The 26608-nt window shown below is 64.8% G+C and carries 33 protein-coding genes; 22 read left to right on the top strand and 11 right to left on the bottom strand.

Annotated elements, in window-relative coordinates; genetic code table 11:
- Nucleotides 1-5 precede the first annotated feature (5 nt).
- The 16 genes from rpsQ (at nt 6) to U1707_RS03625 (ending at nt 11602) form a co-directional block, all read left to right on the top strand.
- On the top strand, nt 6-278 hold the full coding sequence (gene rpsQ, locus U1707_RS03700; protein ID WP_031393756.1) for a 30S ribosomal protein S17: 273 nt from the start codon (nt 6-8) through the stop codon (nt 276-278).
- A gap of 267 nt (nt 279-545) precedes the next feature.
- A complete protein-coding gene (gene rplN / locus U1707_RS03695; protein WP_031393755.1) occupies nt 546-914 on the top strand; it encodes a 50S ribosomal protein L14 in 369 nt (122 codons plus the stop codon).
- Nucleotides 914-1231 (top strand): 50S ribosomal protein L24, encoded by a 318-nt coding sequence (gene rplX / locus U1707_RS03690; RefSeq protein WP_056047623.1) that lies wholly within the window; start codon nt 914-916, stop codon nt 1229-1231. Before rplN ends, rplX begins: the two co-directional genes overlap by 1 nt.
- A complete protein-coding gene (gene rplE, locus U1707_RS03685) occupies nt 1224-1847 on the top strand; it encodes a 50S ribosomal protein L5 (RefSeq protein WP_332798745.1) in 624 nt (207 codons plus the stop codon). The genes rplX and rplE overlap by 8 nt, the downstream gene beginning before the upstream one ends.
- Before the next feature lie 159 nt (nt 1848-2006).
- The gene (gene rpsN, locus U1707_RS03680; RefSeq protein WP_056015537.1) at nt 2007-2312 is read left to right on the top strand and encodes a 30S ribosomal protein S14; all 306 of its coding nucleotides are present in this window, start codon (nt 2007-2009) and stop codon (nt 2310-2312) included.
- Nucleotides 2313-2322: 10 nt separating this feature from the next.
- The gene (gene rpsH / locus U1707_RS03675) at nt 2323-2718 is read left to right on the top strand and encodes a 30S ribosomal protein S8 (protein ID WP_031393751.1); all 396 of its coding nucleotides are present in this window, start codon (nt 2323-2325) and stop codon (nt 2716-2718) included.
- On the top strand, nt 2718-3251 hold the full coding sequence (rplF, locus tag U1707_RS03670; protein WP_332798744.1) for a 50S ribosomal protein L6: 534 nt from the start codon (nt 2718-2720) through the stop codon (nt 3249-3251). Before rpsH ends, rplF begins: the two co-directional genes overlap by 1 nt.
- Entirely contained in the window at nt 3251-3607 is a 357-nt protein-coding gene (rplR, locus tag U1707_RS03665; protein WP_031393749.1) for a 50S ribosomal protein L18, read from the top strand. Before rplF ends, rplR begins: the two co-directional genes overlap by 1 nt.
- A 3-nt stretch (nt 3608-3610) precedes the next feature.
- Nucleotides 3611-4402, top strand: a complete 792-nt coding sequence (rpsE, locus tag U1707_RS03660; RefSeq protein WP_332798743.1) for a 30S ribosomal protein S5 — start codon at nt 3611-3613, stop codon at nt 4400-4402.
- A gap of 6 nt (nt 4403-4408) precedes the next feature.
- Nucleotides 4409-4585, top strand: a complete 177-nt coding sequence (gene rpmD, locus U1707_RS03655) for a 50S ribosomal protein L30 (protein WP_055872633.1) — start codon at nt 4409-4411, stop codon at nt 4583-4585.
- A gap of 120 nt (nt 4586-4705) precedes the next feature.
- Nucleotides 4706-5248, top strand: coding sequence for a 50S ribosomal protein L15 (gene rplO, locus U1707_RS03650; protein ID WP_056047631.1), 543 nt, complete (start codon nt 4706-4708; stop codon nt 5246-5248).
- Nucleotides 5249-5694: 446 nt separating this feature from the next.
- The gene (gene secY, locus U1707_RS03645; RefSeq protein ID WP_332798742.1) at nt 5695-7059 is read left to right on the top strand and encodes a preprotein translocase subunit SecY; all 1365 of its coding nucleotides are present in this window, start codon (nt 5695-5697) and stop codon (nt 7057-7059) included.
- 52 nt (nt 7060-7111) lie between these two features.
- The gene (locus tag U1707_RS03640; protein ID WP_332798741.1) at nt 7112-7762 is read left to right on the top strand and encodes an adenylate kinase; all 651 of its coding nucleotides are present in this window, start codon (nt 7112-7114) and stop codon (nt 7760-7762) included.
- A 480-nt stretch (nt 7763-8242) separates the two neighbouring features.
- The gene (locus U1707_RS03635; protein WP_131586709.1) at nt 8243-8935 is read left to right on the top strand and encodes a winged helix-turn-helix domain-containing protein; all 693 of its coding nucleotides are present in this window, start codon (nt 8243-8245) and stop codon (nt 8933-8935) included.
- Between the two features lie 6 nt (nt 8936-8941).
- Nucleotides 8942-10291 carry a sensor histidine kinase gene (locus U1707_RS03630; protein ID WP_332798740.1) on the top strand — a complete coding sequence of 450 codons (1350 nt, stop codon included), beginning with the start codon at nt 8942-8944 and terminating at the stop codon, nt 10289-10291.
- A 51-nt stretch (nt 10292-10342) separates the two neighbouring features.
- The gene (locus U1707_RS03625; protein ID WP_332798739.1) at nt 10343-11602 is read left to right on the top strand and encodes an MFS transporter; all 1260 of its coding nucleotides are present in this window, start codon (nt 10343-10345) and stop codon (nt 11600-11602) included.
- Between the two features lie 29 nt (nt 11603-11631).
- Here the strand turns inward: U1707_RS03625 and rsmD are convergent, their stop codons facing one another.
- Together rsmD and U1707_RS03615 are read right to left on the bottom strand one after the other, a co-directional pair.
- Nucleotides 11632-12168 carry a 16S rRNA (guanine(966)-N(2))-methyltransferase RsmD gene (gene rsmD / locus U1707_RS03620; RefSeq protein WP_332798738.1) on the bottom strand — a complete coding sequence of 179 codons (537 nt, stop codon included), beginning with the start codon at nt 12166-12168 and terminating at the stop codon, nt 11632-11634.
- Nucleotides 12168-13778, bottom strand: a complete 1611-nt coding sequence (locus U1707_RS03615) for a pseudouridine synthase (RefSeq protein WP_332798737.1) — start codon at nt 13776-13778, stop codon at nt 12168-12170. The genes rsmD and U1707_RS03615 overlap by 1 nt, the downstream gene beginning before the upstream one ends.
- A gap of 119 nt (nt 13779-13897) precedes the next feature.
- Between U1707_RS03615 and U1707_RS03610 the strand changes: the two genes are divergently transcribed.
- From U1707_RS03610 to U1707_RS03600, 3 genes are all read left to right on the top strand, one after another.
- Complete coding sequence (locus U1707_RS03610; RefSeq protein WP_332798736.1) at nt 13898-14347, top strand: response regulator; 450 nt, start codon at nt 13898-13900, stop codon at nt 14345-14347.
- 77 nt (nt 14348-14424) lie between these two features.
- Nucleotides 14425-15756 carry an AmpG family muropeptide MFS transporter gene (locus U1707_RS03605; RefSeq protein ID WP_332798735.1) on the top strand — a complete coding sequence of 444 codons (1332 nt, stop codon included), beginning with the start codon at nt 14425-14427 and terminating at the stop codon, nt 15754-15756.
- A gap of 246 nt (nt 15757-16002) precedes the next feature.
- Nucleotides 16003-16818 (top strand): response regulator, encoded by an 816-nt coding sequence (locus tag U1707_RS03600; RefSeq protein WP_332798734.1) that lies wholly within the window; start codon nt 16003-16005, stop codon nt 16816-16818.
- Between the two features lie 79 nt (nt 16819-16897).
- Here the strand turns inward: U1707_RS03600 and U1707_RS03595 are convergent, their stop codons facing one another.
- Nucleotides 16898-17887: an SDR family oxidoreductase gene (locus U1707_RS03595; protein ID WP_332798733.1), complete on the bottom strand. Its 990-nt coding sequence runs from the start codon at nt 17885-17887 to the stop codon at nt 16898-16900.
- A 243-nt stretch (nt 17888-18130) separates the two neighbouring features.
- Nucleotides 18131-18481, bottom strand: a complete 351-nt coding sequence (locus U1707_RS03590; RefSeq protein WP_332798732.1) for a hypothetical protein — start codon at nt 18479-18481, stop codon at nt 18131-18133.
- Between the two features lie 195 nt (nt 18482-18676).
- Between U1707_RS03590 and U1707_RS03585 the strand changes: the two genes are divergently transcribed.
- The 3 genes from U1707_RS03585 (at nt 18677) to U1707_RS03575 (ending at nt 20337) form a co-directional block, all read left to right on the top strand.
- Nucleotides 18677-19192, top strand: a complete 516-nt coding sequence (locus U1707_RS03585; protein WP_332798731.1) for a YciE/YciF ferroxidase family protein — start codon at nt 18677-18679, stop codon at nt 19190-19192.
- Between the two features lie 62 nt (nt 19193-19254).
- Complete coding sequence (locus U1707_RS03580; protein ID WP_332798730.1) at nt 19255-19521, top strand: hypothetical protein; 267 nt, start codon at nt 19255-19257, stop codon at nt 19519-19521.
- Between the two features lie 132 nt (nt 19522-19653).
- The gene (locus tag U1707_RS03575; protein ID WP_332798729.1) at nt 19654-20337 is read left to right on the top strand and encodes a hypothetical protein; all 684 of its coding nucleotides are present in this window, start codon (nt 19654-19656) and stop codon (nt 20335-20337) included.
- Between the two features lie 64 nt (nt 20338-20401).
- Here the strand turns inward: U1707_RS03575 and U1707_RS03570 are convergent, their stop codons facing one another.
- From U1707_RS03570 to U1707_RS03540, 7 genes are all read right to left on the bottom strand, one after another.
- Complete coding sequence (locus U1707_RS03570) at nt 20402-20701, bottom strand: HNH endonuclease (protein WP_332799051.1); 300 nt, start codon at nt 20699-20701, stop codon at nt 20402-20404.
- 87 nt (nt 20702-20788) lie between these two features.
- Nucleotides 20789-21736: a glycosyltransferase family 2 protein gene (locus U1707_RS03565; protein ID WP_332798728.1), complete on the bottom strand. Its 948-nt coding sequence runs from the start codon at nt 21734-21736 to the stop codon at nt 20789-20791.
- On the bottom strand, nt 21733-22665 hold the full coding sequence (locus tag U1707_RS03560; RefSeq protein WP_332798727.1) for a polysaccharide pyruvyl transferase family protein: 933 nt from the start codon (nt 22663-22665) through the stop codon (nt 21733-21735). The genes U1707_RS03565 and U1707_RS03560 overlap by 4 nt, the downstream gene beginning before the upstream one ends.
- Nucleotides 22655-23734 (bottom strand): glycosyltransferase, encoded by a 1080-nt coding sequence (locus tag U1707_RS03555; RefSeq protein WP_332798726.1) that lies wholly within the window; start codon nt 23732-23734, stop codon nt 22655-22657. Before U1707_RS03555 ends, U1707_RS03560 begins: the two co-directional genes overlap by 11 nt.
- 7 nt (nt 23735-23741) lie before the next feature.
- Nucleotides 23742-24671 (bottom strand): galactosyltransferase-related protein, encoded by a 930-nt coding sequence (locus U1707_RS03550; RefSeq protein WP_332798725.1) that lies wholly within the window; start codon nt 24669-24671, stop codon nt 23742-23744.
- A gap of 58 nt (nt 24672-24729) precedes the next feature.
- The gene (locus tag U1707_RS03545; RefSeq protein WP_332798724.1) at nt 24730-25425 is read right to left on the bottom strand and encodes a PIG-L deacetylase family protein; all 696 of its coding nucleotides are present in this window, start codon (nt 25423-25425) and stop codon (nt 24730-24732) included.
- A 7-nt stretch (nt 25426-25432) separates the two neighbouring features.
- On the bottom strand, nt 25433-26593 hold the full coding sequence (locus U1707_RS03540) for a glycosyltransferase family 4 protein (RefSeq protein WP_332798723.1): 1161 nt from the start codon (nt 26591-26593) through the stop codon (nt 25433-25435).
- Between the last annotated feature and the right edge of the window lie 15 nt (nt 26594-26608).

Below are 26608 nucleotides of genomic sequence, written 5' to 3'. Positions count from 1 at the left end.
GTATCATGCCGAAGCGCGTGCTGACCGGTCTGGTCGTGTCCGACAAGGGCGACAAGACGGTGGTCGTGAACGTCGAGCGTAAGGTGAAGCACCCGCTCTACGGGAAGATCATCCGTCGCTCGAAGAAGTATCATGCTCATGACGAGAGCAACGAGTTCAAGCAGGGCGAGACCGTGCGGATCGAAGAGACCGCACCGATCTCGAAGCTGAAGACCTGGAAGGTGATCGAGCGGGTCAACACCCACGCGACGCCGGAGCGGGCTTCGGCCGAGGGCTGAACTGGTACGCTCCAAACCCCGTCATCCCAGCGAAAGCTGGGATCTCGTGGTGAGGGGCGATCGGCTCGAACAGGGATACCCCAGCTTTCGCTGGGGTGACGGGTTTGAGTTAAGAGGGCAGGGGGGAAACCTCCTGCGCTCTTGTTTTCGTAAACGGGAACGGCTAAGCGGCCGCTCCTCCCCGCTGCGGTTCGTCCGTGGCGGGGTGATTTTTTAGGCGGGGTTCGGTCGGTATCGACCCCAGAGACAGAGAAGGGATACGGATCCATGATCCAGATGCAGTCCAATCTCGACGTCGCTGACAACAGCGGCGCGAAGCGGGTGCAGTGCATCAAGGTGCTTGGGGGTTCCAAGCGTCGTGTTGCAGGCGTTGGCGACATCATCGTCGTCAGCATCAAGGAGGCGCAGCCACGTGGCCGTGTGAAGAAGGGCGACGTTCACCGCGCGGTGATCGTGCGTACCGCCAAGGATATCCGCCGTGCAGACGGTACGGTCATCCGCTTCGACGGCAATGCCGCGGTGCTGGTCAACAAGAACGAGGAGCCGATCGGCACCCGTATCTTCGGCCCAGTCGTTCGCGAGCTGCGCGGCAAGAAGCACATGAAGATCATCAGCCTCGCGCCGGAGGTGTTGTAATGGCGTCGCAGCGTATCAAGAAGGGTGACAAGGTCATCGTCCTGTCCGGCAAGGACAAGGGCAAGACCGGTGAAGTCACCGTCTCCATGCCGAAGACCGACAAGGTCGTCGTATCGGGCGTCAACATCGCCGTGCGCCACACCAAGCCGACTCAGGGTGACCCGCAGGGTGGCCTGATCCGCAAGGAAGCACCGATGCACGTTTCGAAGGTCGCGCACGTGACCGCCGACGGCAAGCCGACCCGCGTCCGCTTCGAGGAGCAGGACGGCAAGAAGGTCCGCGTCGCCGTCAAGACCGGGGAGAAGATCAATGGTTGATCAGAACACGGGCGCCGACAAGGCTGGCACCGAGGTCGCCTACACGCCGCGCATGCGGAAGATGTACGACGAGACGATCATCAAGGCGATGACCGAGAAGTTCGGCTACAAGAACGTCATGGAGATCCCCCGGATCGACAAGATCGTGCTGAACATGGGCGTCGGCGAGGCCACGCAGGACAAGAAGAAGGTCGACCAGGCTGCTTCCGAAATGGAGCTGATCGCCGGCCAGAGGCCTGTCGTGACGAAGGCCAAGAAGTCGATCGCGCAGTTCAAGCTGCGTGAGGGCATGCCGATCGGCGTGAAGGTCACCCTTCGCCGCGAGCGCATGTATGAGTTTCTCGACCGTTTCATCACGATCGCTCTTCCCCGCGTCCGCGATTTCCGCGGCCTCAACCCGAAGAGCTTCGATGGCCGCGGCAACTATGCCTGTGGTATCAAGGAGCAGATCGTGTTCCCAGAAATCAGCTATGACCGGGTCGACAAGGTCCGTGGCATGGATGTGATCGTGACGACGACCGCAAAGACCGACGACGAGGCTCGCGAGCTTCTGCGTCTGTTCGGTTTCCCGTTCCCGATCGAAGACGACGCTGCCGACGAGAAGAAGGCAGCGTAAGTAACTCCCTCTCCCCTCAGGGGAGAGGGTTGGGGTGAGGGGGAGTGAGTCTCCCTTGCCCCGCCCCTAAACTGGAGGCGCGGCCCTGCTGGGCTGCCCCTCACCCCGACCCTCTCCCCGGAGGGGCGAGGGGGCAGAAGAAAGAAAGAACTTAAGTCGATGGCGAAACTGAGTTCAGTCAACAAGAACGAGCGTCGCAAGCGCATGGTCAAGCAGTATGCCCCGAAGTACGCGGCACTGAAGGCGATCGCAGCGGACAAGACGCTCGACGACGGTGAGCGTCTGATCGCTCGCCTCAAGATGGCGGCACTGCCGCGCAACGCGAACCCGACCCGCATCCGTAACCGGTGCGAGCTGACCGGTCGCCCGCGCGCCTATTACCGCAAGTTCCGGCTCTGCCGTATTCAGCTGCGCGATCTGGCCAACAAGGGCCTCATCCCCGGCGTCACGAAGTCGAGCTGGTAAGGACTAAATCATGGCAGTGACCGATCCCCTGGGTGATTTGCTCACCCGTATCCGTAATGGCCAGCGCGCGAAGAAGGACTCCGTCCTCACGCCGGCGTCGAAGCTGCGCGTCCGCGTGCTCGACGTTCTGCAGCGCGAAGGCTATATCCGTGGCTATAGCGAAGAGCAGATGGGCCCCGCGGCCGGCCTTCGCATCGAGCTGAAGTATTTCGAGGGCCAGCCTGCGATCAAGCATGTCGCGCGCGTCTCGAAGCCCGGCCGTCGCGTCTATTCCGGCTCGCAGGAACTCCCGCGCGTCCGTAACGGCCTCGGCATCACCATCGTCTCGACGCCCCGCGGCGTGCTGTCGGATTCCGAAGCACGCGAGCAGAACGTCGGCGGCGAAGTCCTCGCGGAGGTGTTCTGATGAGCCGCATTGGTAAGAAGCCGGTCACCGTACCGGCGGGCATCACGCCGACCATCGAGAACAAGCAGCTGACGATGAAGGGCCCCAAGGGTACCCTCAAGATGCCGCTTCGCGACGAGATCAGCTACACGATCGAAGACGGCGGCATCTCGGTGCAGCCGGCCAACGACACCAAGCGCGCTCGCGCGTTCTGGGGCATGCAGCGTACCATGGTGCAGAACCTGGTCACCGGCGTGTCGGAGGGCTTCACCAAGAAGCTGCTGATCACCGGCGTCGGCTATCGTGCCACCGCCCAGGGTCGCAACCTCAAGCTGCAGCTTGGCTACAGCCACGACGTCAACGTCGACGTGCCGGAGGGGATCGAAGTCAAGACCCCCGACAACACGACGATCGAGATCTCGGGTTCGGACAAGCAGATGGTCGGTCAGCTGGCCGCGGAAATTCGTCAGTGGCGCAAGCCTGAGCCTTACAAGGGCAAGGGTATCAAGTACGACGGCGAGTTCATCTTCCGCAAGGAAGGGAAGAAGAAGTAATGACCAAGGGACTTTCTCTTTTCGCCAAGCGGCGTCGCCGCAACCGTACCGCGCTCCGCGCACGTGCAGGCACCCGTCCGCGGTTGTCGGTGCATCGCTCGGGCAAGCACATCTATGCCCAGGTGATCGACGATGCCGCCGGCACGACGGTCGCATCGGCCTCTACGCTGGAGAAGGACGTGCGTGGCACGTCCGGCGCCAACATCGACGCGGCGACCTCGGTCGGCAAGCGCGTCGCCGAGGCTGCCAAGGCAGCGGGCGTGACCCAGGTCGTGTTCGATCGCGGCGGCTTCCTCTACCACGGTCGCGTGAAGGCTCTTGCCGATGCCGCGCGCGAAGCCGGATTGGAGTTCTAAGACATGGCTGACGAAAACAACACGCCAGCAGTCATCCCTGTTGAGATGACGGCACAGGATGCAAACCTCACCCCGGCGCCGACTGGCTATCAGGGTGGCGGCAACTCCGTTGGCGGTCGCGGTCGCGGCGGTCCCGGTGGCGGCGGTGGTGGTCGTGGTGGCCCCGGTGGCAACCGCAGCGGTGGCCCAGGCGGCAACCGCGGTGGTCGCGACGGTGGTCGCGGTCGCGACAATCGTGGCGGTCGTCCGGGTGCGGACGATGGCGGCGAAGAGCTGATCGAGAAGCTGGTGCACATCAACCGCGTCTCGAAGACGGTCAAGGGCGGTAAGCGCTTCGGCTTCGCAGCGCTGGTCGTGGTCGGCGACGGCAAGGGCCGTGCAGGCTTCGGTCATGGCAAGGCACGCGAAGTGCCGGAAGCCATCTCGAAGGCGACGGCTGCTGCCAAGAAGAAGATGGTTCGCGTTCCGTTGAAGGACGGTCGCACGCTGCATCATGACGGCAACGGTCACTTCGGTGCCGGCAAGGTCACGCTGCGGTCGGCGCCTCAGGGTACGGGCATCATCGCCGGTGGCCCGATGCGCGCGGTCTTCGAATCGCTGGGCGTTGCCGACGTTGTGACCAAGTCGGTCGGCACGTCGAACCCCTACAACATGATCCGCGCCACGTTCGAGGCCCTTGGCGAACAGACCTCGCCCAAGGCCGTCGCACAGCGTCGCGGCAAGAAGATCGCCGACCTGCTCGGCCATGGTGGTTCGAAGACCGCCGAGGCCGATGCAGCTGCGATCACGGAGTAAGCGATCATGGCAACCATCAAGATCACGCAGACCGGTTCGCCGATCCGCCGCGAGAAGGATCAGCGCGCAACGCTGATCGGTCTCGGTCTCAACAAGATGCACAAGACCCGCGAGCTGGAAGACAGCCCAGAGGTCCGCGGCATGATCCGCAAGGTGCAGCACATGGTGTCCGTCGAAGGCTGAGCCTTCACGCTACCTAGTGACAAATACCGGGAAGGGGGCTAACGGCCCCCTTCCTCATTTCCGGATTCGAACCCGGCGATTTGAAACCAGCGCGTAACAAGCGAAAGCGAGTGCATTACCATGAAGCTCAACGAACTCCGCGATAACGAAGGTGCCCGTAAGTCCAAGATGCGCGTCGGACGCGGCATCGGCTCGGGCAAGGGCAAGACCGCAGGCCGCGGCCAGAAGGGCCAGAAGAGCCGCGAGGGCGTGTCCATCGCCGGCTTCGAAGGCGGCCAGATGCCGCTTCACATGCGTCTGCCTAAGCGCGGCTTCAACAACATTTTCCGCAAGGATTTCGCTGAGGTCAACCTCGGCGCGATCCAGCTCGCGGTCGACGCCGGCAAGATCGAGGCGAACGCCACGCTCGACCACGACGCGCTGAAGGCCGCTGGCCTGGCACGCGGCGGCAAGGACGGCGTCCGCCTCCTCGCCAAGGGCGAGCTGACCACGGTCCTCTCGTTCACCGTCGACGGCGCGTCCAAGGGCGCGATCGAAGCGGTCGAGAAGATCGGCGGCAAGGTCGAGGTGATCCACTTCGTCCCCGCGGCCGAGAAGGCTGCCGCCAAGAAGGGCGTGAAGTATAAGGAGCGTGCGGCGCACAAGGCATCGTTCAAGGCCTAAGCCGATCTAAAAGGGGGCGGGTGCGAAAAGCGCTGGCCCCCTTTCTATTTGACTGACCTAGCGTCTTCCCGCCGCTCATTTCCGATCCGTGCGCTTTCCGGGACTCCTCTTCCTCCGTTCGCCCTGAGCGAAGTCGAAGGGTACGTCACTTGGGGCAATGTCCTTCGACTTCGCTCAGGACGAACGGAATATGGCTCTGTCGCGACCCTCACTCCCGTTCGTCCTGAGTAGGAGCTGAGCGAAGCCGATGACCCGTATCGAAGGATTTGCCTCAATCGAGCGGGTCCTTCGATACGCCGCTTCGACAAGCTCAGTGTCTACTCAGGACGAACGGAGTGGGTACTTAGCGCACCTAGCCATTAGACAAGCGCGCCCGTGCGCCTATATGAGCGGCGGGGGCGGTCACAACGCATCCCGCCTTCTTTGTTTCCAGGACGATCACACGCATGGCATCCGCAGCCGACCAGATGGCGCAAAGCATCAGCCTTTCGAAATTCGCGAAGGCGACCGACCTCAAGAAGCGGTTGTGGTTCACGATCGGTGCGCTGATCATTTTCCGCCTGCTCAGCTATGTCCCGCTGCCGGGTGTCGACCCAACCGCGCTCGGCCTGCTCTCGCAGCAGACGCAGGGCGGCGTGCTCGATTTCTTCAACACCTTCTCGGGTGGCTCGCTCAGCCGCATGTCGCTGATTGCGCTCGGCGTGATGCCCTACATCACCGCCTCGATCGTGGTGCAGCTCGCGACCTCGCTGTCGCCGACGCTCGCCGCCATCAAGAAGGACGGCGAATCGGGCCGCAAGCGCCTCAACCAGTATACGCGCTACGGCACCGTCGGCCTGACCGCGGTGCAGGGCTATTTCATCGCCGTCGGCCTTGAGACTCTTGGCGCCGCACAGGGCATTCAGGCGGTCATCGAGCCGGGCATGACGTTCCGCGTCGCCGCGGTCATCTCGTTGATCGGCGGTACGATGTTCCTGATGTGGCTTGGCGAGCAGATCACCAGCCGTGGCATCGGCAACGGCGTCTCGCTGATCATCATGGCCGGCATCGTCGCGCATCTGCCCGTCACGCTGGTCAACCTGCTCGAAGGCGGCCGCTCGGGCTCGCTCGATCCGATCAAGCTGATCGGCATCGTCGTCGCGGTGGTCGTGCTGATCCTCTTCATCTGCTTCATGGAGCGCGCCCAGCGCCGCATCCTGATCCAGTATCCCAAGCGCCAGACTCAGCGCGGCATGCAGGCCGATCGCAGCCATCTGCCTTTGAAGATCAACACCGCCGGCGTGATCCCGCCGATCTTCGCCTCTTCGCTGCTGCTGATGCCGCTGACGATCTCGCAGTTCGCAGGACAGCGCGTCGCGGGAGAGTCGAAGTGGGGTGATTTCATCATCACGCTCAACCAGTATCTGCAGCACGGCAGCCCTGTGTACATGCTGCTGTACGGCGCCGGCATCATCTTCTTCTCGTTCTTCTACACCGCGGTCGTCTTCAACCCCGAGGAGACCGCCGACAATCTGAAGCGCAATGGCGGGTTCATTCCCGGCATCCGCCCGGGAAAGAACACCGAGAATTACTTCGATTACGTGCTGACACGCATCACCGTCATCGGCGCTGCATATCTGACGATCATCTGCCTGTTGCCCGAATATCTGGTGACCGCGTTGCAGATTCCGTTCTACCTCGGTGGCACCAGCCTGTTGATCGTCGTTAATGTGACGATGGACACGGTTACGCAGATCCAGTCGCACTTGCTGGCTCACCAGTATGGCGACTTGATCAAGAAGGCGAAGCTCAAGGGCAATCGACTTCGGTAAGCTGCGGGGTTAACCCGGATTAAATCCTGCACGAACGAGGGGAGTGCGTTTCGTGAATATCATCCTTCTTGGACCGCCTGGCGCGGGCAAGGGCACCCAGGCCGCGACGCTGGTAGCAGACCGCGGCATGGTGCAGCTTTCTACCGGCGACATGCTGCGCGCAGCGGTGGCCGCCGGAACGCCGGTCGGCCTTCAGGCAAAGTCGGTGATGGCATCGGGCGGTCTAGTTTCGGACGAGATCGTATCGGGCATTATCGGCGAGCGTCTCGACCAGCCGGATACCGCGAACGGCGTCATCTTCGACGGCTATCCGCGTACGGCCGCACAGGCGGAAGCGCTTGACGGGTTGCTCGCCGCGCGTGGGCGTACGCTGGATTGCGTGATCGAGTTGGGCGTCGACGAAGCCGCGCTGATCGACCGCGTCGTCGGCCGCTACACCTGTGCCAAGTGCGGCACCGGTTATCATGATCGCTACAAGAAGCCGGTCGTGGCTGGGGTTTGCGACGTGTGCGGCTCGACCGAATTCAAGCGGCGTCCCGATGACAACGCTGAAACCGTGCACAACCGCATGGCTGAATACCGGGCGAAGACCGCGCCGATCCTGCCGATCTATGACGCACGGGGCTTGGTCCACCGCGTGGACGGCATGGCCGACATTGCGCATGTCGGCGCTGCAATCGCAGCGATCCTCGACGGCGAGTAACCTGTTCTCTTGCGAAGGTTGGGGTGCGGTTCGGGTATCTGCCTTCGCCCCCTCTTCCGTCATCCCGGCGAAAGCCGGGACCTACGGATACGGTGGACCAAACGATTGCGCTTAACCATTACCTCCCGCGCAACCATGGGTCCCGGCGTTCGCCGGGATGACCGGAGGGGATGGTGGGATTTTTGGACTGCCCTAGCGAATGCTCCAGCATCGGGGGCAACCTCGTCCGTCTCCGCTGCTGTGAACATCCGAACAACATCAACATGACGAAATTGTCACTGCTCGGTCATCGCCCTGACCCCTGTCCGATCCTAGAAGCAATCCGTGATCAGCAACGGTCGCGCGAGTTTCCAGAGATCGGTGCCCGTCACTCCCGGGGGTACCGTGGGGGCCGGTGGGAAGGGTTCTTTCCGCCGGCCTTTCCGTTTATAAGGTTCGGAGATAGTGACCGATTTCGGTGGCAGGGAAGGTGAGACCGCGTTGAGCCGCAAGATCCTGATCGTCGAGGACGACGCCTCGACATCCGCCTATCTTGCCAAGGGCCTGGCGGAAGCCGGTCATGCAGTTGAAGCCTGTGCAGACGGCCGCGACGGCCTGTTCCTCGCCAGCGAAGGCATCTTCGACCTCATTATCGCCGATCGCATGTTGCCCGGCCTCGACGGGCTGTCGATGGTCAGCGCCATTCGGGCAGCCGGCATCGCCACCCCGGTCCTGATCCTGTCCGCGCTCGCCGCCGTCGACGACCGCGTCGATGGGCTTAAGGCTGGCGCCGACGACTATCTCTGCAAGCCGTTCTCCTTCGCCGAACTTTCCGCGCGGATCGAAGCGCTCGTGCGCCGGTCCGACCGCGCCGCGACCGAGCCGCAAAAAACCAAGCTTTCCGTCGGCGATCTCGAGATCGATCTGCTCGCGCGCTCCGTGTCGCGTGCCGGCCGCTCGATCCCGCTCGGTGCGCGCGAATTCAACTTGCTGGAATTCCTCGCCCGCCATGCAGGGCAGGTCGTGACGCGCACCATGATGCTCGAGAAGATCTGGAACTATCATTTCGACCCGGGCTCGAACGTCGTCGACGTCCATATCGGTCGCCTCCGCCGCAAGCTCGAGGATGGCTTTCCGACGCCGATCCTGCACACGGTGCGCGGCGCGGGATACCGGCTCGCCGTCGAAGGCTGATCCGGGATGGCGATGCGCCTTTCGGTAACGGCGCGGATCGCGCTGCTCTCGATTGCGCTCGCGCTTGTGTCCAACCTCGCGCTGGTCGGCTTCGTCTGGAAGACCACCAGCGCCGACGCGATCGACGCGATCCGCCGCGAGACCACCGAACAGTCCGAGGCGTTGCGTGCGGTATGGCGCAGCGGTGGACTTGCCGCGGTGCGGCAGGCGATCGATAGCGCGGTCGTTCCCGGCGACGTTTCGCTGGTGCTGGCCGTCATCGATCCGAACGGCCGAGCGGTCGTGGGCATCTCGCCCGCCCGCCTCGCCGTACCGCTCCGTGTCACGCAGTTCCGGATCGCGCGGCTCGGCTCGGACGAACTCTGGTCCGCGCGAGAGACCGGGTATGCGCTTCACCCGCTCGGCGATTACTGGCTGCTCACCGGCCGCAACCTCGACCTGATCGCCGCGGAGGAACGCGCGATCGAACGCGCGCTCGCCGTCGCTGTCTTCCTGTCGCTTGCACTCGGCGTGTTCGGGGGGCTCGTCCTTACCCGCTATGTCGGACGCCGCCTGGACGGTATCGCCAAGGCGATCGAGGCGGCGGGCGAGGGCGATCTCTCGCGCCGCGTGGACATGGTCGCCGGTGGCGGCGATGCGTTCGACCGCCTTGCCGCACGGCTCAACGTCATGCTTGGCAAGCTCGAAGGCGTGATGGCCGAATTGCGGATCGTCACCGACAGTCTGGCGCATGACCTCCGCTCGCCGCTCGCCCGCCTTCGCACGAAGACCGAGCAGGCGGTGCTGATCGCCGATCCCGATGCGCGCGAGGCCGCGCTCGGGGGCCTGCTGGTCGAGACGGATCTCGTCATGCGGATGCTGACGATGGTTATCGAGATCAGCCGCTCGGGTTCGGTGTCGCGCGATCGCTTTATCGAAGTGTCACCGGCGAACCTGCTCGAGGAGATCGGCGAACTCTATGCACCCGTCGCGGAGGACGCCGGCCTCGTCTTCACGATCGCGATCGACGACCGCCCGCCGCCCATGAAACTGCACCGCGAACTCATCAGCCAGGCGATCACCAATCTGATCGACAACGCGCTGCGCCACGGCGCCGGCGGTGGCGAAGTGACGCTACGGATCGTCCACCGTAGCGACGGCGTCGCGATCCAGGTCGAGGATCGCGGCCCCGGCATCGCCGCCGCCGACCGCGCGCAGGCGTTGAAACGTTTCGGCCGCCTAGACAGCGCTCGCTCCACCCCCGGCGCCGGCCTCGGCATGGCTCTGATCGAAGCGGTCGCGCGGCTCCATGACGGGCATTTCGAACTCGCGGACAACGGACCGGGGCTGATCGCGCGGATCGTTCTCCCCGTATGAGCCGCGCGGCAGATGGTTGACCCCAATCGTCGGTGCGGCGATGTCGTGTCCATGACGACGCTCGCCTCCCACCGCCGCATTCTTGCCGCCAGCCTGGTCGGCACCGCGGTCGAGTTCTACGATTTCTACATCTACGCGACTGCCGCGGCGCTGGTGTTCGGGCCGCTGTTCTTTTCAGGGCAATCGGCGTCCGCACAGTTGCTGCTGAGCTATGCCACGTTCGGCCTTGCGTTCGTCGCGCGGCCGGTCGGTGCGATTGTGTTCGGGCATTTCGGCGATCGGATCGGGCGCAAGTCGACCCTGGTCGCATCGCTGTTGCTGATGGGCGGATCGACCGTCGGGATCGCGTTCCTGCCGACCTACGCGCAAGTCGGTTGGATCGCCCCGGCGCTGTTGTGCCTGATGCGGCTGGGGCAGGGGCTGGGGCTCGGGGGAGAATGGGGTGGTGCGGCGTTGCTCGCGGTCGAGAATGCGCCACCGCACCGCAAGAACACCTGGGGCATGTTCCCGCCGCTGGGTGCGCCGGTCGGTTTCCTTGCGGCGAACGGGCTGTTCCTGATCATCGGGCTCGCCCTCGACGAGGCGCAGTTCCTCGCGTGGGGCTGGCGGATCCCGTTCTTGTTGAGCGCGATCCTCGTCGGGCTCGGTCTGTGGGTGCGGCTGAAGCTGACCGAGACGCCCGCCTTCCTCGAGGCCGAGGCGACCGAAGCGCTTCCCAAGGTGCCGATCGCAACGCTTCTTACGCAGCATCTGCGGCCGACGTTGGCGGGTACATTCGGCGTCATCGCGTGTTTCGCGCTGTTCTACCTCGCGACGGCGTTCGCGCTTGGCTACGGGACCAAGACGCTCGGCTATTCGCGTGAGGCGTTCTTGGCGGTCGAACTGGTCGCGATCTGGTTTCTCGCAGGGGGCGTGATTGTGGCGAGCGTGCTCGCGGACCGGCATTCCGCGGCGCGGATGCTGGCGATCGGGTTTGCCGGGTGCATCGGCGTCGGCGCGCTGATGGGGCCGATGCTGGGGTCGGGATCGCTGTTCACCGTGTGGCTGTGGTTGTCGGGCGCACTGTTCGTGATGGGGTTCGCCTATGGCCCGCTGGGTGGATGGCTGCCGAGCCTGTTTCCGGCGGGCGTGCGCTACACGGGCGTGTCGATGACGTTCAACCTGGGCGGGGTGCTGGGCGGAGCGCTCGCGCCGATCGTGGCGGAGGCGCTGGCGCCGCACGGGTTGTGGCTGGTCGGCGGGTATCTGATGGCGGCGGGGGTGCTGAGCCTATGCGGGCTGCTGATACTCGGCCGCACCCCCTCGAAATAACATGTGCTCCCGCCGTTGCGGGACAACACTCACGCTGGCCGTAACAGCGTCAACCTGGCCTTCCCGTGCACGCGCGTCGCATCGATCTCGAAGCCGGCGAGTTCGACGACCTCCGCCTTCGCCGTCTCCAGGCTGATCCACGTCGCCGGGCTCGTCCACCCGAGCCGCGCCAGCTTGTCGAGCGCCACCATCCCCGCGCCGGTATTATACGGCGGGTCCATGAGGATAACGTCGAGCGGGGCAGGCGCCGGCCCGAGCGCCATCACCGACGTCGCGCGCACGTCGCCGCGCACGCCGAGCTTGGCGAGGTTCGCCTTGAGCACGTCCACCGCCAGCTTGTCCTGCTCGACGAACAGGCATGTTGCCGCACCGCGCGACAGCGCCTCGATACCCAACGCGCCCGAGCCGGCGAACAGATCGGCGACCGCCAACCCCTCGAAGCTTCCGACCCGGCTCGTCAGCATCGAGAACAACGTCTCGCGCATCCGGTCCGCGGTCGGACGCGTGGCGTCACCCTTGGGCGCGACGATCGTGCGTCCGCGCCATTGGCCTGCGATGATCCGCATCAGCGCTTCCCTCCACGCGGTGCACGGGGCGGATGACCGCGCCCTCCCGATGGACCCTTGCCGGGTGGGGTCGGTCGTGCGCCCCGATCAGGCCGTGTGGGACCGTCCGACCGGACGGGTCGCGGCTCCGCACCGGGACGTCCGGCGGCACTGCGCGCGGCCCGCTTGTCGAGCGCCCCGCGTGCCCGCGAATCGTCGGCCTGCGGACGAAATCCCCGCGGCTGTTCCTGACGCGGAGCCGAGGTGCCGCCCGCACCGACACGAGACGGCGCAGCACGCTCCCGCGGCGGCTTGGCGGCGCGGAAATGCTTGATCTTGGGGTTGGTGCTCAGCTCTTCGCCGCGGTCTGCGCGCTCCTGCCGCACATAGGGCTTGGTCGTGTCGCCACTTGTCGGCCGGGCATGATGCGTTCCGGTCGGCCGCGCGGCATTGCGCGCATCCGGCCGTGCCCAGGGATCGTTGACGTCGCCGCGCTGCATCGCCGCGGTCGGCCGAATCCGCTCGGGACGCGCCGGTCGCGATGGCCGATCGGTTGGTGCTACGCCGCTTGAAAAGCCCGAGCTTGCAGGTGCCGCATACGGACTGCGAACGGGCGTACGCACTCCACCGGCAGCAGGCCGCGCACCCGAACTCGGACGGGCACCAGGGGCGGGTCGAGCCGTCGGCGCAGGCCGGGGGGCGTTGCTGCCACGCTGGCTCGACCGCGCGCCGATCCCGGCACCCGCGCCGGCACTGGCGCTGATACCGATATTGGCGCGCGCACCCGGACCCTCGGGCTTGCCCTTCGCCAGTTCCTTCTGGAACGCCACGACGTCATGCTGAAGGACTTCACCGATCTGCCCCGGCGCGAGATCGCCGAGGACGAACGGGCCGTAGCGCGTCCGGATCAGCCGCGAGACCTGCAACCCGAGATGCTCCAGCACGCGACGGACTTCGCGGTTCTTGCCCTCGGTAAGGATCATTTCGATCCACACGTTCGCGCCGGTGCGGCGCTCGATATTCGCGTTGATCGAGCCGTAGCGGACGCCCTCGATCTCGATCCCCTCGATCAGTTCCTCGAGCTGTAGCTGCGTGATGTTGCCATAGGCGCGCGCGCGATAGGCACGCTCGACACCGGTCGCGGGCAGTTCGAGCTGGCGCTTGAGCCCGCCGTCGGTGGTCATCAGCAACAGCCCCTCGGTGTTGAGATCGAGGCGGCCGACCGGCACCAGTCGCGGCAGTTCGCGCGGCAAGCGGTCGTAGATCGTCGTGCGTCCGGCGGGATCGCGCTCGGTCACGAGCAGTCCTGTCGGCTTGTGATACAGGAACAGCCGCGCCGAGCTCGGCGCCTCGACCGGGTCGCCATCGACCGTCACCCCGTTGAGATTGCGCAGGATCGTGGCGGGCGTATCCAGCGTCGAGCCGTTCAGCGCGACGCGCCCCTCGGCGATCATCCGTTCGATATCGCGGCGCGAGGCGATGCCGGCGCGCGCGAGCAGCTTGGCGATACGGTCGCCCTTGACCGGTGCGGCTGGGGGGGGGGCGCTGGTCGTGTCGGGGGTTGTGTTTGGGGTTGCAAGCGCGTCGTTCGACGGGCTGGCAGTCGGGTTATCGTCTTTTGAAGTCGTCATGGCGCGGCTGATACTATGGATCGCTCGCCAGCGCGAAATATTTGCGACCGTTCGTGCTGCGGCGCGTTAAGACACACAAGCGTAACGACCGTTCGGCGCGCGGTGGGGTCTTAGCGATCATGTTGTTCGGAAAGAAGAAACGAAACATCGTGCGCCTCCTGCTGGTCGAGGACGAGCCGCTAATCGCGTTCGACAACGAGCATTTTCTGACCGACGCCGCATACACGGTCGTCGCGACGGTCGACCGGGTGGCGGACGCCCTGGCGATCATCGCCAACAGCATTGGCGAAGACGGCAATACGGACATCGATCTGGTTCTGGTCGATGTCCATCTAGCTGACGGCTCCGGTCTCGACGTGGCGCGCGCGGCGCAAGCGCGGGGTGTGCCGGTGATGTTCGTGACCGGCAATTTCCCGGACGAGGCCACGACGCTCGCAGCCGGGTGCCTGTCGAAGCCATATGCACCGCGCGATCTGATCGGCGCGATCGCAGTCATCGACGCGAGGATTGGCGGCACTGTCCCCAAGCGTCTCCCACCCGGGTTCAGGCTATTCGAGACGCTGGCCTGAGGTGGCGCGCTAGCCGGCGCTGGCATCGCGCGGTTTTCGCGTTAGGGTCCCGCTCGATCGAGTAGGGAGTGTAGCGTATGAACGAAACCGCGAGCAGACGCTGGAGCGACGGGTTTCGGCCGTATGCGGAAAAGGCACCGTTAGCGGCGCTCGCTCTCGGCATGTCGTCGGGCTTTCCCTACGCGATGATCGGTGCGACGCTGACCACCCGGCTCGCGGCGAGCGGAATCGACAAGAAGACGGTGACGGCGTTCAGTCTCGCCTTCCTCGTCTATAATCTGAAGTTCCTGTGGGCCTGGATCGTCGATGGCATTCGGTTGCCGATCGTCGGTCGATTGGGGCAGCGTGTCTCCTGGCTGATCGTGACCGCGGCGCTGGTCGTCGCAGCGGTCGTCAACCTGGCGCTGGTCGATCCTTCGGCGAGCATCGCCAGTACCGCAACCGCGGCGATCCTGGTCGGCGCGGCGGGTGCCACCTTCGACATCGTGATCGACGCGTTCCGGATCGAGATTCTCGAACCGCGCCAGTTGGGCGTCGGATCGGGCATGAGCCAATATGGCTGGCGGATCGGGTCCGCCGGCGCGGGAGCGCTTGCCCTGGTCGTCGCCGAACGCGCGGGGTGGAGCGCGGCGTATCTAGCTTGCACGGTCTTCACGCTGCCGGCGGTGCTGGCCGGATTGATACTCGGCGAGCCCGAACGTCGCCGCCCGCCGATCGAACGGCGTGGGCTGGGCGAGGGATTTCGCGCCATCTGGGTGCCGTTCGTGCAGTTCTTCTCCCGCGAAGGCGCGTTCGTCGTCTTGGCCTTCATCCTGATCTTCAAGGTTGGCGACACCTTGGCCAACCTCACGTTGCGGTTGCTGTTCGACGATCTCGGCTTCACCGGCGACGAGATCGCGTTCTACGACGTCGGGGTCGGCTTCTTCGCGTATCTCGTCGGCATCTTCATCGGCGGTATCCTGTATGCGCGGATGGGGATGAAGCGGTCGGTGCTGCTGTCGCTCGTCCTGATGGGCGTATCGAACCTGTCGTTCGCCGCGCTGGCCGCGGCGGGGCATTCGAACCTCGGCATGGCCGCGGCGATCGGCTTCGAGAATGCGGCGAGCGGCTTCGGTGGCGTCGTCGTGATCGCGTATTTCTCCGCGCTCTGCGACCTGCGCTTCACTGCCGCGCAGTTCGCGCTGATCTCGGCTGCGGCGAGCGTCCTCGGCCGGATCGTCACGGGCACCACCGCCGGCGGACTCATCGACGCCATGGGGTATGTCGACTTCTATCTTCTCACGACGGCGCTTGCCCTGCCCGGTATCGTGCTGTTCTGGTGGATGAGCCGCTCGGGGATGATCGACCGGTCGATCGGCAGTGCAGGCGTGGAGGGCGAAGGCGACGCTCGCGTCCCTGCGCAGGACTGACCGTCTTTCGGCGAAACGATGCGCCTTTCGCGTTGCCGAGTGATCGGCGACGCCCGTATGCCGCGGGACACGCTACCGTGACCGCTCGATTCACCACACGACCCCCGCCTTGCAGGTCGATGGCGTGATACTCCGGTCGCATTACGTCGTCGACGCCTAACAGATTGTCGCAAACCGCGCCGTTCCGATGTCGTCAGCGTTACACCGGAAATATCCCGGACAAACACGAGATGCAGAGAATCGGGCATGATCGCGCACCATATCGGCTTCATCCCACGCCAATCCGCCCCGAGCGACGTCGACGACCATGTCGGCAGTGCGCGGATCGTCATCGTCGACGATGATCCGGGCCTGCGCGAATTGCTGACAGAGTTTCTGGTCGATCACGGCCTGCGCGCCGAGGCGGTGGAGAGTGGCGCGGCGCTTCGCTCGTGGTTGGTCCGTCACCCGTGCGATCTGGTCGTGCTCGATATGATGATGCCGGGCGAGGATGGCCTTTCGGTACTCCGGACGCTTACGCAAAGCGGCGAGGCGCCGGCGGTCATCATGTTCTCGGCGCTTGCTGGCGAGGTAGACCGCGTGGTCGCCCTCGAACTCGGAGCCGACGATTACGTGACGAAGCCGTCCAGCCCGCGGGAAATTCTCGCACGGATACGCTCGGTGTTGCGGCGGCGTGGTGCTGCGGCACCCGCCCCGTCGGGATCGCCCGAACCGGCTGCGGCCACCGCGCCACCGTCGGCCCGCACCGAAGCATACACGTTTGCCGGGTGGACGCTGAACTCGCGAATGCGAACACTCTACACGCCCGACGGCACCGCGGTCCGCCTCACCGACGGCGAGTTTCAGCTCCTCAGCGTGTTCGTGTCGCAACCACAGGTCGTACACACACGCGACGATATGATCGCGCGGTCTGGCAGGGCGGAGAGCATGTCGCGGGGGCGTACGATCGACGTCAACATCAGCCGTCTCCGGCGCAAGCTGCAGGCGTTCGATTCGACGGAGATCATCCGCACGGTACGTGGCAACGGCTATATCCTGATGCCGGACGTCGTCGAAAGCTGAGCCGTCAAATCGGCCTGAGTACATCCGTAAACATCGTGTCGATCGGTGCCGCAACCCGAACAGGTTGCGGCACGCTTCGTCAGGCGGGCTGACCGTTGCCGCCGGTCGAGCCGAAGATCTGGCCCGTCGAATAGCTCAACGCCGGATCGGCCGCAGCGACGTAGAGCGCTGCGATCTCGGCCGGCTGGCCAGCACGCGCCATCGGCGAGTCCCCGCCGAAGCTCCGCAACTTTTCTGGCGTCGCCCCGCCGCTGACCTGCAACGGCGTCCAGAACGGGCCCGGTGCCACCGCGTTCACGCGGATGCCGCGGCTCGCGACCTGCTTGGCCATGCTCTTGGTGAAGTTCAGGACGGCGGCACGCGTGAGGGCATAGTCGACGATATCGGGTGAAGGATTGCCCGCCTGCTCGGAGGACGTGTTGACGATGACCGCACCCCGACCCATGCGTTCGAGCGCCGCCTTTGTCAGCCAGAAGGGCGCGTAAACGTTGGTCTTCATCGTATCGTCGAAATCCTGGCTCGTGATATCGGCGATGCCGGGACGCGTCTGCTGACGGGCGGCGTTGTTGACCAGGATATCGAGTCCGCCGAGCTGCTCGCTCGCCTGCTGCACCAGGCGGCGGCAGAACCGTTCGTCCCGCAGGTCGCCGGGAATGGCGACCGCCTTGCGTCCCTCTGCCCGGATCAGCGCAACGACCTCGCGCGCGTCGGGCTCTTCGGCGGGCAAGTAGTTGATCGCCACATCCGCACCCTCGCGCGCATAAGCGATGGCGGCGGCGCGGCCGATGCCGCTGTCGCCACCGGTTATCAGGGCCTTCTTGCCGGTGAGCTTGCCCGAACCCTTGTAGCTCGTCTCGCCATGATCCGGCCTCGGCATCATCTTGGACGCCAGACCCGGCCACGGCTGGCGCTGCACGGGGTAGGGGGGCTTGGGATAAGCCGCCGCTACGGGCGTCGTCGCCGGCGTGGCGCCACCACTTTGCGGCTTGGCGTTGGCGGCAGTTCCGGCAATGGCGCCCGCCGTAATTGCTGCCCCGGTCACGAATGTGCGACGTGTGGTATCGGTCATGGTCGTAGCTCCCGGAATGATCATCACTCCAAGCGCCAGCCATTTCCTTATGTTCCCAAATCGTTGATTATTATACCTTAGTTTATGTTAATGCCTCGATTGCTCGCCGCGCTGCATCACGATGTTGGATCGTTTTATCCCGTCATCATTGGGTGACAAGATCGTTATCTTGTCACCGCGTCGGAAATTCGAGGTGCGACTGGAGAGTTCGGTCACCCTCCCGCGGTAGCCGAGGCCGATCGCTCACGCGGACCGTCGACGAACCGCGAGCCAGCCGGCCATTGCAGAGATCGCCGCAACCGGCAGAGCCAGTACGCACGACATCACGATACCGGTCACCCAGATATTGCCCGCCCCAGTATTCAACCACATGACCGGCAACTGAGCGAACGTCAGTATCGCTCCCGCCATCCATCCGCGCCTCTGGAAGAACAGCCCTGCAAACGCGGCTAAACCCAAGGACACCGGATACCAGACACGCCAGTACGTGTCCGCATCCCAAGGCTCCTGCGTCCCGGTCACCCTGCATACCAGATGCCAGTAGAACATACTGCACGCCAGCAGGACGAGTATCTTGATCAGACCGATGCTCACTTGGCCTTACTCACACAAGACGGGTCCGACGCCAACATGCGATGGGGCGCAGAATAACCGTGCCGGCAACGACCCCGGATCCGGATATGCCTGCCTGTTGTCCGCCTTCACGACGAAACTTACCCCGAAGTCGGCGCGTTCCGACGGCACCGGAGCAGTTTGCTTCGCGGCTACCTGCTGAGCGAGGACACTATCATGGGCTTGTTTTCCAAAGACATCGTGACGTTCGACGACCTGTTCCTGCACCAGTTGCAGGACGTGTATTATGCGGAGAACCAGATCACCAAGGCGTTGCCCAAGATGGCAGCGAAGGCGACGGCGCCTGCGTTGAAGCAGGGGTTCGAGATGCATCTGCGCGAAACCGAGGGCCAGGTCGTGCGCCTGGAGCGCATCTTCGAACTGCTGGGTGAGAAGGCCAAGGCCGTCACGTGCCCCGCGATCGACGGCATCATCAAGGAGGCCAATGAGGTCGCAGGGGAGATCGAGGATAAGGCCGTTCTCGATGCGGCACTCATCGCGTCGGCGCAGGCGGTCGAGCATTACGAGATTGCGCGCTACGGCACGCTGATCGCATGGGCCAAGCAGCTTGGTCGTTCCGAGATCGCGGCGATCCTGAAGGAAACGCTCGACGAGGAATATGCCACCGACGACAAGTTGACGGCGATGGCGACGACGAGCGTCAACGCCAAGGCCGAAGCGGTAACGGCATAAGCATCGCGACGGTCGGGGGGCAGCCCCCCCGACCGTCGCAGATTTCAGTGAAGGACACCGACATGGCCGACGACATCGCGTTCACGCTCCCCGAGGCGTTGAGCGCCCAGAAGCATCTTCGTGACGCGCTAGGTCTGGGTGAGGAGCGGTTCCCAGTTCCGGCCTTCATCAACATGGTGAGCGACGAGATCGAGCAGTTGCGCGACGCCGGTCGGACCGACGGCGACATCGCGGCACTCGTCAAGGAGGCCAGCGGTCATGCGATCACCGATGTGGATATCGCACGGTATTTCACGCCCGCCGAAGATCGCCACTCCAACGAGCGTTGAGCGTTGAGCGCTGCCGCAGCGGTTCGTCTGCAAACGCGTCGATGGAAACTAGGAACGATAAGCTGGGCCATGCCGCCGCCGATCTATGGATCGCGGTATCTCGTGCCGGGCATATCCAAACACGGACAGGCCATGAAGCTTGGGTTTGCATGTCTAGCAGTGGTCGCGTTTGCATGGGCGAACCCTGCGCTTGCCGACATGACGGCGCATTATGTCGGTCCTGACGAAACGACGATGATGACGATCGAAATCGCCTCCGATGGCGATCTTCGAATGACGTTCGGCGACGACACCGCGTATTTCCTCACCCATGCGGGGCAGGATTATCACGTGGAGACGCGCGCCGCCGGACCCATGGTCATGCGTCAGGAAGACATTGCCGTCGCGATGATCGAGCAAGCGGCTCCAAAGGTGCGCCGCTCGCCTCGCAAGGGCGAAAAGGGTGTCCGTCTCGTTGCACGCGGCGAAGTCGGCATACGAGGGCGAAAGGGACTTGCCTACGGCTTGGTCTCCGAAGGCAGAAGCGAGGCAGACGACGCACCGTTTCTGGTCGTCAGCGACGATCCCGCATTGGCGCCGCTTGCTGCGGCGATGCGCCGGCAGTTCGACACATCGTTCGGGACGATGCACGCCATCTTCGGGGATGCCAGTCCGTTGATCGGCGTGACGGGCATGTTGGCCAAGGGCGCACCGCTGTCTTTCTTCGGATTTCAACTCGACACGATCGACCCTGCGCCGATATCCGCATTGCGGTTCGTCGTGCCAGCCGCACCGCTATCGCTCGACGCCGTCAGACGCGATTTTGCTACCCCGTAGATCATGCGTGCACGCAGAGCCTGACTACGGCGTTTGCATCGCGCCAATACCAGAACCGGTATCTCTATCGTGAATCAGGGCGACGGGTGGGGGCATGGAAATCGGGAGGCTTATCCGCGATCCAGCGTAGGAAGCGGCTGATATCCGGTCGTGCTTTCAAGGCGTCGAGGTCTGCGAACGTCGTGGCGAGATCATGGTTGGAGACGCTGGCGTGAATGATGCGGTGGCAGATCGGATGAACCGGCAGAACTTCGGTACCGCCGCGGCTTTTCGGAATGCGGTGATGCCATTCCACTTTTCGACCGAGTGTTCGCGTGCAAAGGCCGCATCGGTCGGTCTCGTCGATCGCGTGCGCTCGTACCATGGCTGCTTCAGCCCCGCCATTCGCTTCACACGTCCGCCCATCGCCGGAATATGGTGCGCGGGGCCGGACAACCAAGCATCGGACGCGCTACCCTCTTATGTAATCCGGTGCGGGCACAGCACGTTGCGGCAGGCACGATCGCAGGGCGAGCCACCAGAAATAGGCAAAGCCCCTGGCTTTGTGGCGGAGGCGAAACCAGTAGAACCGCGTTATGCCCGCGTGCGCCGTCACAGGACGCGTGATGTCGAAGCGAACGGCAAGGATATCGGCGGCGATGGCGTAGAGCGCGCGTCGGTCCGAGAAGAAATACTTTGCATAAAGGGCGCCGTCGCCGAAGCTGTAGCCCGCCAGCAGCCGTGTCTCGTCGTCCGTATGACGTCGCCCGTGATGGTGGTCGACGACGATCAGCGGGTCGTAGAGCACCGGAACGCCCAACCCTGCCGCGCGAAACAGGAAATCCGTATCCTCGGCGGCGACGAATGGTGCTCCCGCGCCGAACCGCTCATCGAAGCCTCCCGTCAACGACAGGACATCGGCGGTGAACGCCAGGTTCGCTCCCATGACGAAGCCGCCCGGAAACCCGCTGGAGGGCGCCACCATGGGGTGATCTTCGAGTTTGATGGTGACGGGGAGATCGGCCGGATCGCCCAAAAGAATGCGGCCACCGATGATCGCCGATCCGCCGACCCCTGCGAACGCCGCGAGCAGCGCCGGGAAATAGCCGGCGTGCAGGACGCAATCGTCATCCGTCAGTGAGACGATGCGGCCCGTGCACAGGGCAAGTCCGGTGTTGCGAGCTCGGGCAAGGCCCGGACGCGGCTCTCGGACCCGATGAACAGGGAACGCCTGTATCGCTTGCCACGCCGCCAGCTGCTGCGGGGTATCGTCGACCGAGCCGTTGTCGACGAGCACGACCTCCAAGGCCACGGCGCCAGCGTGCGCCGCCGCCCGCGTGACCGAGTCCAGCGTCGCCGCCAGAGAACCGGCACGATTGCGCGTGCAAATGAGGAGAGAGACGTCGATGGCGGCAGTCACCGTGCGCCGACAAGCCGTTCGGCAAGCGCTAAGGCCTGTTCCATCGTCGTGGCCTTAGTCATCGTCGTCGTTCGATCCGGCCAGGCGTCCAGATAGGCAGCGATCTTGCCGTAATCATTGTCGAGCGTGACGTGGGGGATACCCAACAGATCAGCGAGTATGTGACCGTGTAGTCGGTCCGTCACGACCACCCGGCCTCGGGCGAGCAGCCTCAGTCCGCGTTCGACCCGCGCTATCGCCTGAGCCTCGCGCGCGGGAGCATCGATGCCGACGGGCAGGTCAGCATCGTCCTCGAGCCAGTCGACGACGGTCGCCTGTGTGGTCGACGGTATCGCGTAGCCTTGCCGTTCGTCGTCGGTGCGCATCAGGAGGAGCAGATCGCATTGCGCCGCCGCGCGACATTGCTTGCCGAGCGCATACGCGGAGTCCGGTGCGAGGTACGACGGACATGCCAAATGCCGCCGGGCGAAATCCAGACTGCGACCGTCGCGGACGTACAGGACGAAGTCCGGATGGCTGGCGACGCGCGCGGCGAAGCGATCGGCCTCTGCGGATACGCGAAAATGGATCGATTGGGGCAACTGGACGACCTGGCGGTCGCGGACCGTCGACAGGATGTCCTCGCGGAACCGTTGGTGATGCCGCCAGATGTCGCCGAGGTTTCCACCGCCGTGAAGGAACAGGATGCCGTTGGGGCACGCCGCTCGGAAGGCATCGAGGTCGAAATCGTGCCAGGTCGAAACATAGCAAGGATCACGCCCCGTTATCTGCCGGAGCAATTTGAGTTCACCCAGCCAGATCGCACTGTCGCCGACGTTCGCATGATCAGGGAAATCGACCAGCGCGTAACAGGCGCCAAGCCCGACATGCGCTCGATACACGTCACCCAGAGCAGCGTGCTGTGGCGCCAGCGGATCGTCAGCTATCATGACGTCGTCCCGCTGTGTCGCCGACGACGTCACGGTAGAGGCTCTCGCAGCGACCCAGCCATCGACCCTGCGTAAACGCGGCCTCGACGCGATCGCGCTGAGGCACGCGGGGAAGTCGGAAGGCGGCAACGATAGCTCGGGCAAGGGCGGGCACATCGCCGGGCGGTGCGAAACACCCGGTCTCGCCGACGATCTCCCGCAAGGCGCCTCTATCGAATGCCGCGACCGGAAGGCCGCACGCCATCGCCTCGATCGCAACCAGACCGAAAGGCTCGTCCCAGCAGGGCGTGAAAACGAATACCGAAGCGCGCCCCATCTCCGTCGCGAGCGCGGTCGCGCCGAGATGACCGCCATACCGGATGTCGTCATCCAGCAGCGGGGCGACGTCGGCGTCCCAATATTCATGGTCCTCGATCGGACCGAACAGAGTGATTGGGATGCCCGCCATCCGGGCCGCCTGCGCCGCCAAATGCGGCGCCTTGTCCGGCGTCATCCGTCCGCACCAGACGGCGGTGCCATTCCCTTGCGCGACGAACGGCCATGCGTCGGGATCGATTCCGTTGTGCAGCACGGACGCTTCGCGTGGTGCTCCCTCCGGCCACCAGGCGGCAAGCTGGTGCGCGGACGTCGCGGTGAGGCGGTGAGTGGGTACCGCGCTCGCGTGCACGAACCAGCGCAGCGCATCATAGGGCGGCACATGCAACGAGGTGACAGTCGGGACGGCGGCGGTTCGCGCCGGTTCGAGCGGAAAGCGATGCAGGCTGTTATTGTGGACCACGTCGAAGCCCCCGGCGGCGATCCGGTCGCAGGCGGCTTGGTAGGCGTCGTCGAGGTGCGCGATCAAAGGGGCGTGGCCGCGGTGTTCCGCGCCCGGAAAGGTCCGTTCGTAATGCTCAGGAATCACGGCATCGATGGTGAAACGCGGATCGCTGTCACCCGAGGCGAACAGCACGACGTCGTGACCGCGCTCCTGGAGACCTGCTGCCAGATGCCAGCACTGCGACTCCATGCCCCCCGCAAACGGCTGCGCGATCGGCTGGCGGACATGGCTAAGGACAGCGATTTTCATACGACGCTCATTCGGCCGCTGCGGCATTCTCGGTGGCTGCCAGCCGGTCTTCCAGAAGGCGGATGACGGTCGCGGTGTTGGCATAGGGCTGGTGGCTCTGCTGGCCGGTCAGCGCGAGATCGGCGGCGTCGGGACGGCGCAGGATGCGGATCGGCCGGCCCGGTGTCGGATCGATCAGGCCCATCAGCCGGAACGCCTGGAGCCAATGGCCCATCGTTCGATAGCCCCATTTCGTCTCGAACAGTTCCGCGTTTCGTACAACGCTGTCGAGATGGTGGACCGGCGGCATGTGGTGCGGATGATACTGATGATAGGCCAGACCGCCCTTGATCCATGCGATCGGGATGCCGGCCTCGTCTAGCGCCTTGCCGAAATCGGTATCCTCGCCGCCATAGCCGACATAGCGTTCGTCGAAGCCGCCAAGGCCGAGGAATGTCGCCTTACGCATCGCGAAGTTCAGCGACCAGAAGCAGCGATAGTCGGTGCAGATCTCGATGCCGCGCGGCGGCGGACCTTGCCGGTCCGAATGCTTCACCGCGATCTCGGCGAACCGGTCGTACGACCAGTCGCCGACGGTCGCGCCGCCTGGCAGGTACAGGACCTCGCCCATCAACAGCCCGTCGAACGTGTCGAGGAACCCGGAATAATCGGCCAGCAGCGCGGGCGTCGGGATACAGTCCATGTCGAGAAACACGATGACCTCGCCAGTCGCGGCGTGTGCCGCGGCGTTGCGCGCGGAGGCGAGCGGCAAGGCGTCGGCAACGACCTGCATCTGGCGGATCGGGAACGGCGCCTTGGGCAGGTCGTACAGCTCATCCTGCATCACAGCGACGATCAGCTCGGTCGGCAATAGCGTCTGGCGCATCAGCCCGCGGACGACGTTGACGAGATGGTCTGGACGCCCCTTGCCCAGGGTAACGACGGAAACTTCGGTCATATCGATAGCTCTGCTTGCAATAGGATGGCGGCGGCACGCGTCGATCGTGGTCGGTCGATCAGCCCGCGTGCAGCGCGTAATAACGTTCTTCGGCGATCCGCCCGGTCCGCTCGGTCATCGCATCGACGCCGCCGAACTGGAAGCCGAGTTGTGACCCGTATGCGGCACAGGCGGAAATACGCCGCGCCCGCGTTTCGGGCGTCAGATGTTCGATCACCGCCGGCATGGCGGCAACCCGGTCTTCGCGATCGGCATAAGGCCAGTCTTCCCACAGCAACACGGTGCGACCGGCACAGGATCGCCGTATCGCATGCAGAACGACGTGATGGTCGACATGGTTGCCAAGGCACAACGGCCCGAGCACGAGATCCGGCCGTTCCGCCGCAAGAAGCGCGGCCAGCGCCGCCGCGACATCGTCGACGATCCGGTCGTCGGGCAGCCGCGCGGCGAACAGCATCGCGGCCGAGGCATAGCCCCGGTGTGGTGCCTCGAGGAACGGCAGGTGGATCGCGCTTGCCCCCAGCGCCCGGCAGGCGGCGATATCCTCGGCACGGCGCAGCGCCATATAATCGACGTCCGTACCCAGCCCCTTGTCGAGCTGGCAGGCGAGCGCGAACCCGGTCGGTTGCGCGACGTTGCCGGTGAAGCAGGTCGCGACCGTAACCTCCCAGCCCTGGTCGACGCGCGACGCCAGCAAACCGCCGGCTGAGAAGGCGGCATCGTCGAGATGCGGCGATATCGCGAGCAGCTTCATCGATCGGTCACAGCAGATGCGGCTCGCTGCGAAAGCGGCAGGGCGTGATCGGCAGGTCCGTGTCGAAGGCGACTTGCGAATGGTCGCGCAGGTCGCGGTAGATTCCGACGATCTGCTGCCCGACCGCGTCCCAGCTATACACCCGGCGGCATTCTTCCAGCGCGGCCGCCGCGAGATGCGTGCGCAGGTTCGTATCGGTGATGACGCGGGTCAGCGAGGCCGCCAGTGCGGGCACGTCGCCGGGATCGGTCAGCACGCCATTCTCGCCGTCGCGGACGCAGTCGACGACCCCGACCGCATGGCATGAAACGACCGCAAGCCCGCATGCCATCGCCTCGAGGATGGTGTTCGAGAACCCCTCCGCATAGGTCGGCGACACGAACACGTCGTGCGCACGGTAGAGCGCGGGGACGGCGTCATAGTCCGCATAGCCGTTGAACGTCACGCGGTCGGTAAGGCCGAGTTCGCCAGCGAGCGCTTGCGCAGGGTCGACATCCGGGCCGATGCCGGAAATAGTCGCGTGCCAGTCCCCGCGTACGTCCGGTAACGCCTGGAGGAAGTCGAGCACGCCTTTGCGGCGATCGACGCGGCCATGGTACAGGAGGCGGACCGGGCCTTCGGGGGCGGATTGCGTTGTCGGCGTGAAATGATCGGTGTCGACTGCGCCGGGAACGATGGTGAACCGGTCGAGCGCGGTGCCGAGCCGGTCGTGCACTTCGTTCGCGAAACTCTTCCCGCCGATCAGCAGCGCGCCGGCATGGTCGAGCACGCGCACCATCGCGAGCCGGTGCGTCTCGCAGCACGAGCCGACCCAATGCCCGTCGCCGCCCTGGATCGACACGACGCAGGGCAGGCCGAGGCGCCGGGCCGCGATCATCGTCGCCCAGCCGGTCGGATAGCCATATTGCGCGTGGAGGATGTCGAACGGATGCACGGCATGGTCGCGCGCGATGGCGTCGACGATGGCGTCGATATCCCGCTCGAAATCGCCGCCATCCTGCTCGCCGAGCGCTTCGAGCCCGACGACGCGCACGCCCCGCACGGGCGGCGGCGGGCCACCGCCGTACACGCGTGCGCGCGCCGGATCGCCGTAATATTGGCTGATCATCGTCACATCGTGGCCCGCCGCCACGAGTTGGCGCAGCAGGTTGATCGCGTAGATGGACATCCCCGATATCGCCGG

Source organism: Sphingomonas sandaracina (genome assembly GCF_036663695.1).
Classification (GTDB): domain Bacteria; phylum Pseudomonadota; class Alphaproteobacteria; order Sphingomonadales; family Sphingomonadaceae; genus Sphingomonas.
This window is presented reverse-complemented; position numbering and strand designations above follow the sequence as displayed.

Bases quoted from the DNA above. Each gene is read 5' to 3' on its own strand.
- rplR (WP_031393749.1), top strand. From the start codon at position 3,251: ATGACCAAGGGACTTTCTCTTTTCGCCAAGCGGCGTCGCCGCAACCGT.
- rplN (WP_031393755.1), top strand. From the start codon at position 546: ATGATCCAGATGCAGTCCAATCTCGACGTCGCTGACAACAGCGGCGCG.
- U1707_RS03600 (WP_332798734.1), top strand. From the start codon at position 16,003: ATGATCGCGCACCATATCGGCTTCATCCCACGCCAATCCGCCCCGAGC.
- U1707_RS03575 (WP_332798729.1), top strand. From the start codon at position 19,654: ATGAAGCTTGGGTTTGCATGTCTAGCAGTGGTCGCGTTTGCATGGGCG.
- rsmD (WP_332798738.1), bottom strand. From the start codon at position 12,168: ATGCGGATCATCGCAGGCCAATGGCGCGGACGCACGATCGTCGCGCCC.
- rpsN (WP_056015537.1), top strand. From the start codon at position 2,007: ATGGCGAAACTGAGTTCAGTCAACAAGAACGAGCGTCGCAAGCGCATG.
- rpsE (WP_332798743.1), top strand. From the start codon at position 3,611: ATGGCTGACGAAAACAACACGCCAGCAGTCATCCCTGTTGAGATGACG.
- rplF (WP_332798744.1), top strand. From the start codon at position 2,718: ATGAGCCGCATTGGTAAGAAGCCGGTCACCGTACCGGCGGGCATCACG.
- U1707_RS03540 (WP_332798723.1), bottom strand. From the start codon at position 26,593: ATGTCCATCTACGCGATCAACCTGCTGCGCCAACTCGTGGCGGCGGGC.
- rpsH (WP_031393751.1), top strand. From the start codon at position 2,323: ATGGCAGTGACCGATCCCCTGGGTGATTTGCTCACCCGTATCCGTAAT.
- U1707_RS03550 (WP_332798725.1), bottom strand. From the start codon at position 24,671: ATGACCGAAGTTTCCGTCGTTACCCTGGGCAAGGGGCGTCCAGACCAT.
- U1707_RS03545 (WP_332798724.1), bottom strand. From the start codon at position 25,425: ATGAAGCTGCTCGCGATATCGCCGCATCTCGACGATGCCGCCTTCTCA.
- U1707_RS03595 (WP_332798733.1), bottom strand. From the start codon at position 17,887: ATGACCGATACCACACGTCGCACATTCGTGACCGGGGCAGCAATTACG.
- U1707_RS03630 (WP_332798740.1), top strand. From the start codon at position 8,942: ATGGCGATGCGCCTTTCGGTAACGGCGCGGATCGCGCTGCTCTCGATT.
- U1707_RS03605 (WP_332798735.1), top strand. From the start codon at position 14,425: ATGAACGAAACCGCGAGCAGACGCTGGAGCGACGGGTTTCGGCCGTAT.
- U1707_RS03610 (WP_332798736.1), top strand. From the start codon at position 13,898: ATGTTGTTCGGAAAGAAGAAACGAAACATCGTGCGCCTCCTGCTGGTC.
- U1707_RS03555 (WP_332798726.1), bottom strand. From the start codon at position 23,734: ATGAAAATCGCTGTCCTTAGCCATGTCCGCCAGCCGATCGCGCAGCCG.
- U1707_RS03570 (WP_332799051.1), bottom strand. From the start codon at position 20,701: ATGGTACGAGCGCACGCGATCGACGAGACCGACCGATGCGGCCTTTGC.
- U1707_RS03585 (WP_332798731.1), top strand. From the start codon at position 18,677: ATGGGCTTGTTTTCCAAAGACATCGTGACGTTCGACGACCTGTTCCTG.
- U1707_RS03560 (WP_332798727.1), bottom strand. From the start codon at position 22,665: ATGATAGCTGACGATCCGCTGGCGCCACAGCACGCTGCTCTGGGTGAC.
- rplX (WP_056047623.1), top strand. From the start codon at position 914: ATGGCGTCGCAGCGTATCAAGAAGGGTGACAAGGTCATCGTCCTGTCC.
- rplE (WP_332798745.1), top strand. From the start codon at position 1,224: ATGGTTGATCAGAACACGGGCGCCGACAAGGCTGGCACCGAGGTCGCC.
- U1707_RS03615 (WP_332798737.1), bottom strand. From the start codon at position 13,778: ATGACGACTTCAAAAGACGATAACCCGACTGCCAGCCCGTCGAACGAC.
- rplO (WP_056047631.1), top strand. From the start codon at position 4,706: ATGAAGCTCAACGAACTCCGCGATAACGAAGGTGCCCGTAAGTCCAAG.
- U1707_RS03580 (WP_332798730.1), top strand. From the start codon at position 19,255: ATGGCCGACGACATCGCGTTCACGCTCCCCGAGGCGTTGAGCGCCCAG.
- rpmD (WP_055872633.1), top strand. From the start codon at position 4,409: ATGGCAACCATCAAGATCACGCAGACCGGTTCGCCGATCCGCCGCGAG.
- secY (WP_332798742.1), top strand. From the start codon at position 5,695: ATGGCATCCGCAGCCGACCAGATGGCGCAAAGCATCAGCCTTTCGAAA.
- U1707_RS03625 (WP_332798739.1), top strand. From the start codon at position 10,343: ATGACGACGCTCGCCTCCCACCGCCGCATTCTTGCCGCCAGCCTGGTC.
- rpsQ (WP_031393756.1), top strand. From the start codon at position 6: ATGCCGAAGCGCGTGCTGACCGGTCTGGTCGTGTCCGACAAGGGCGAC.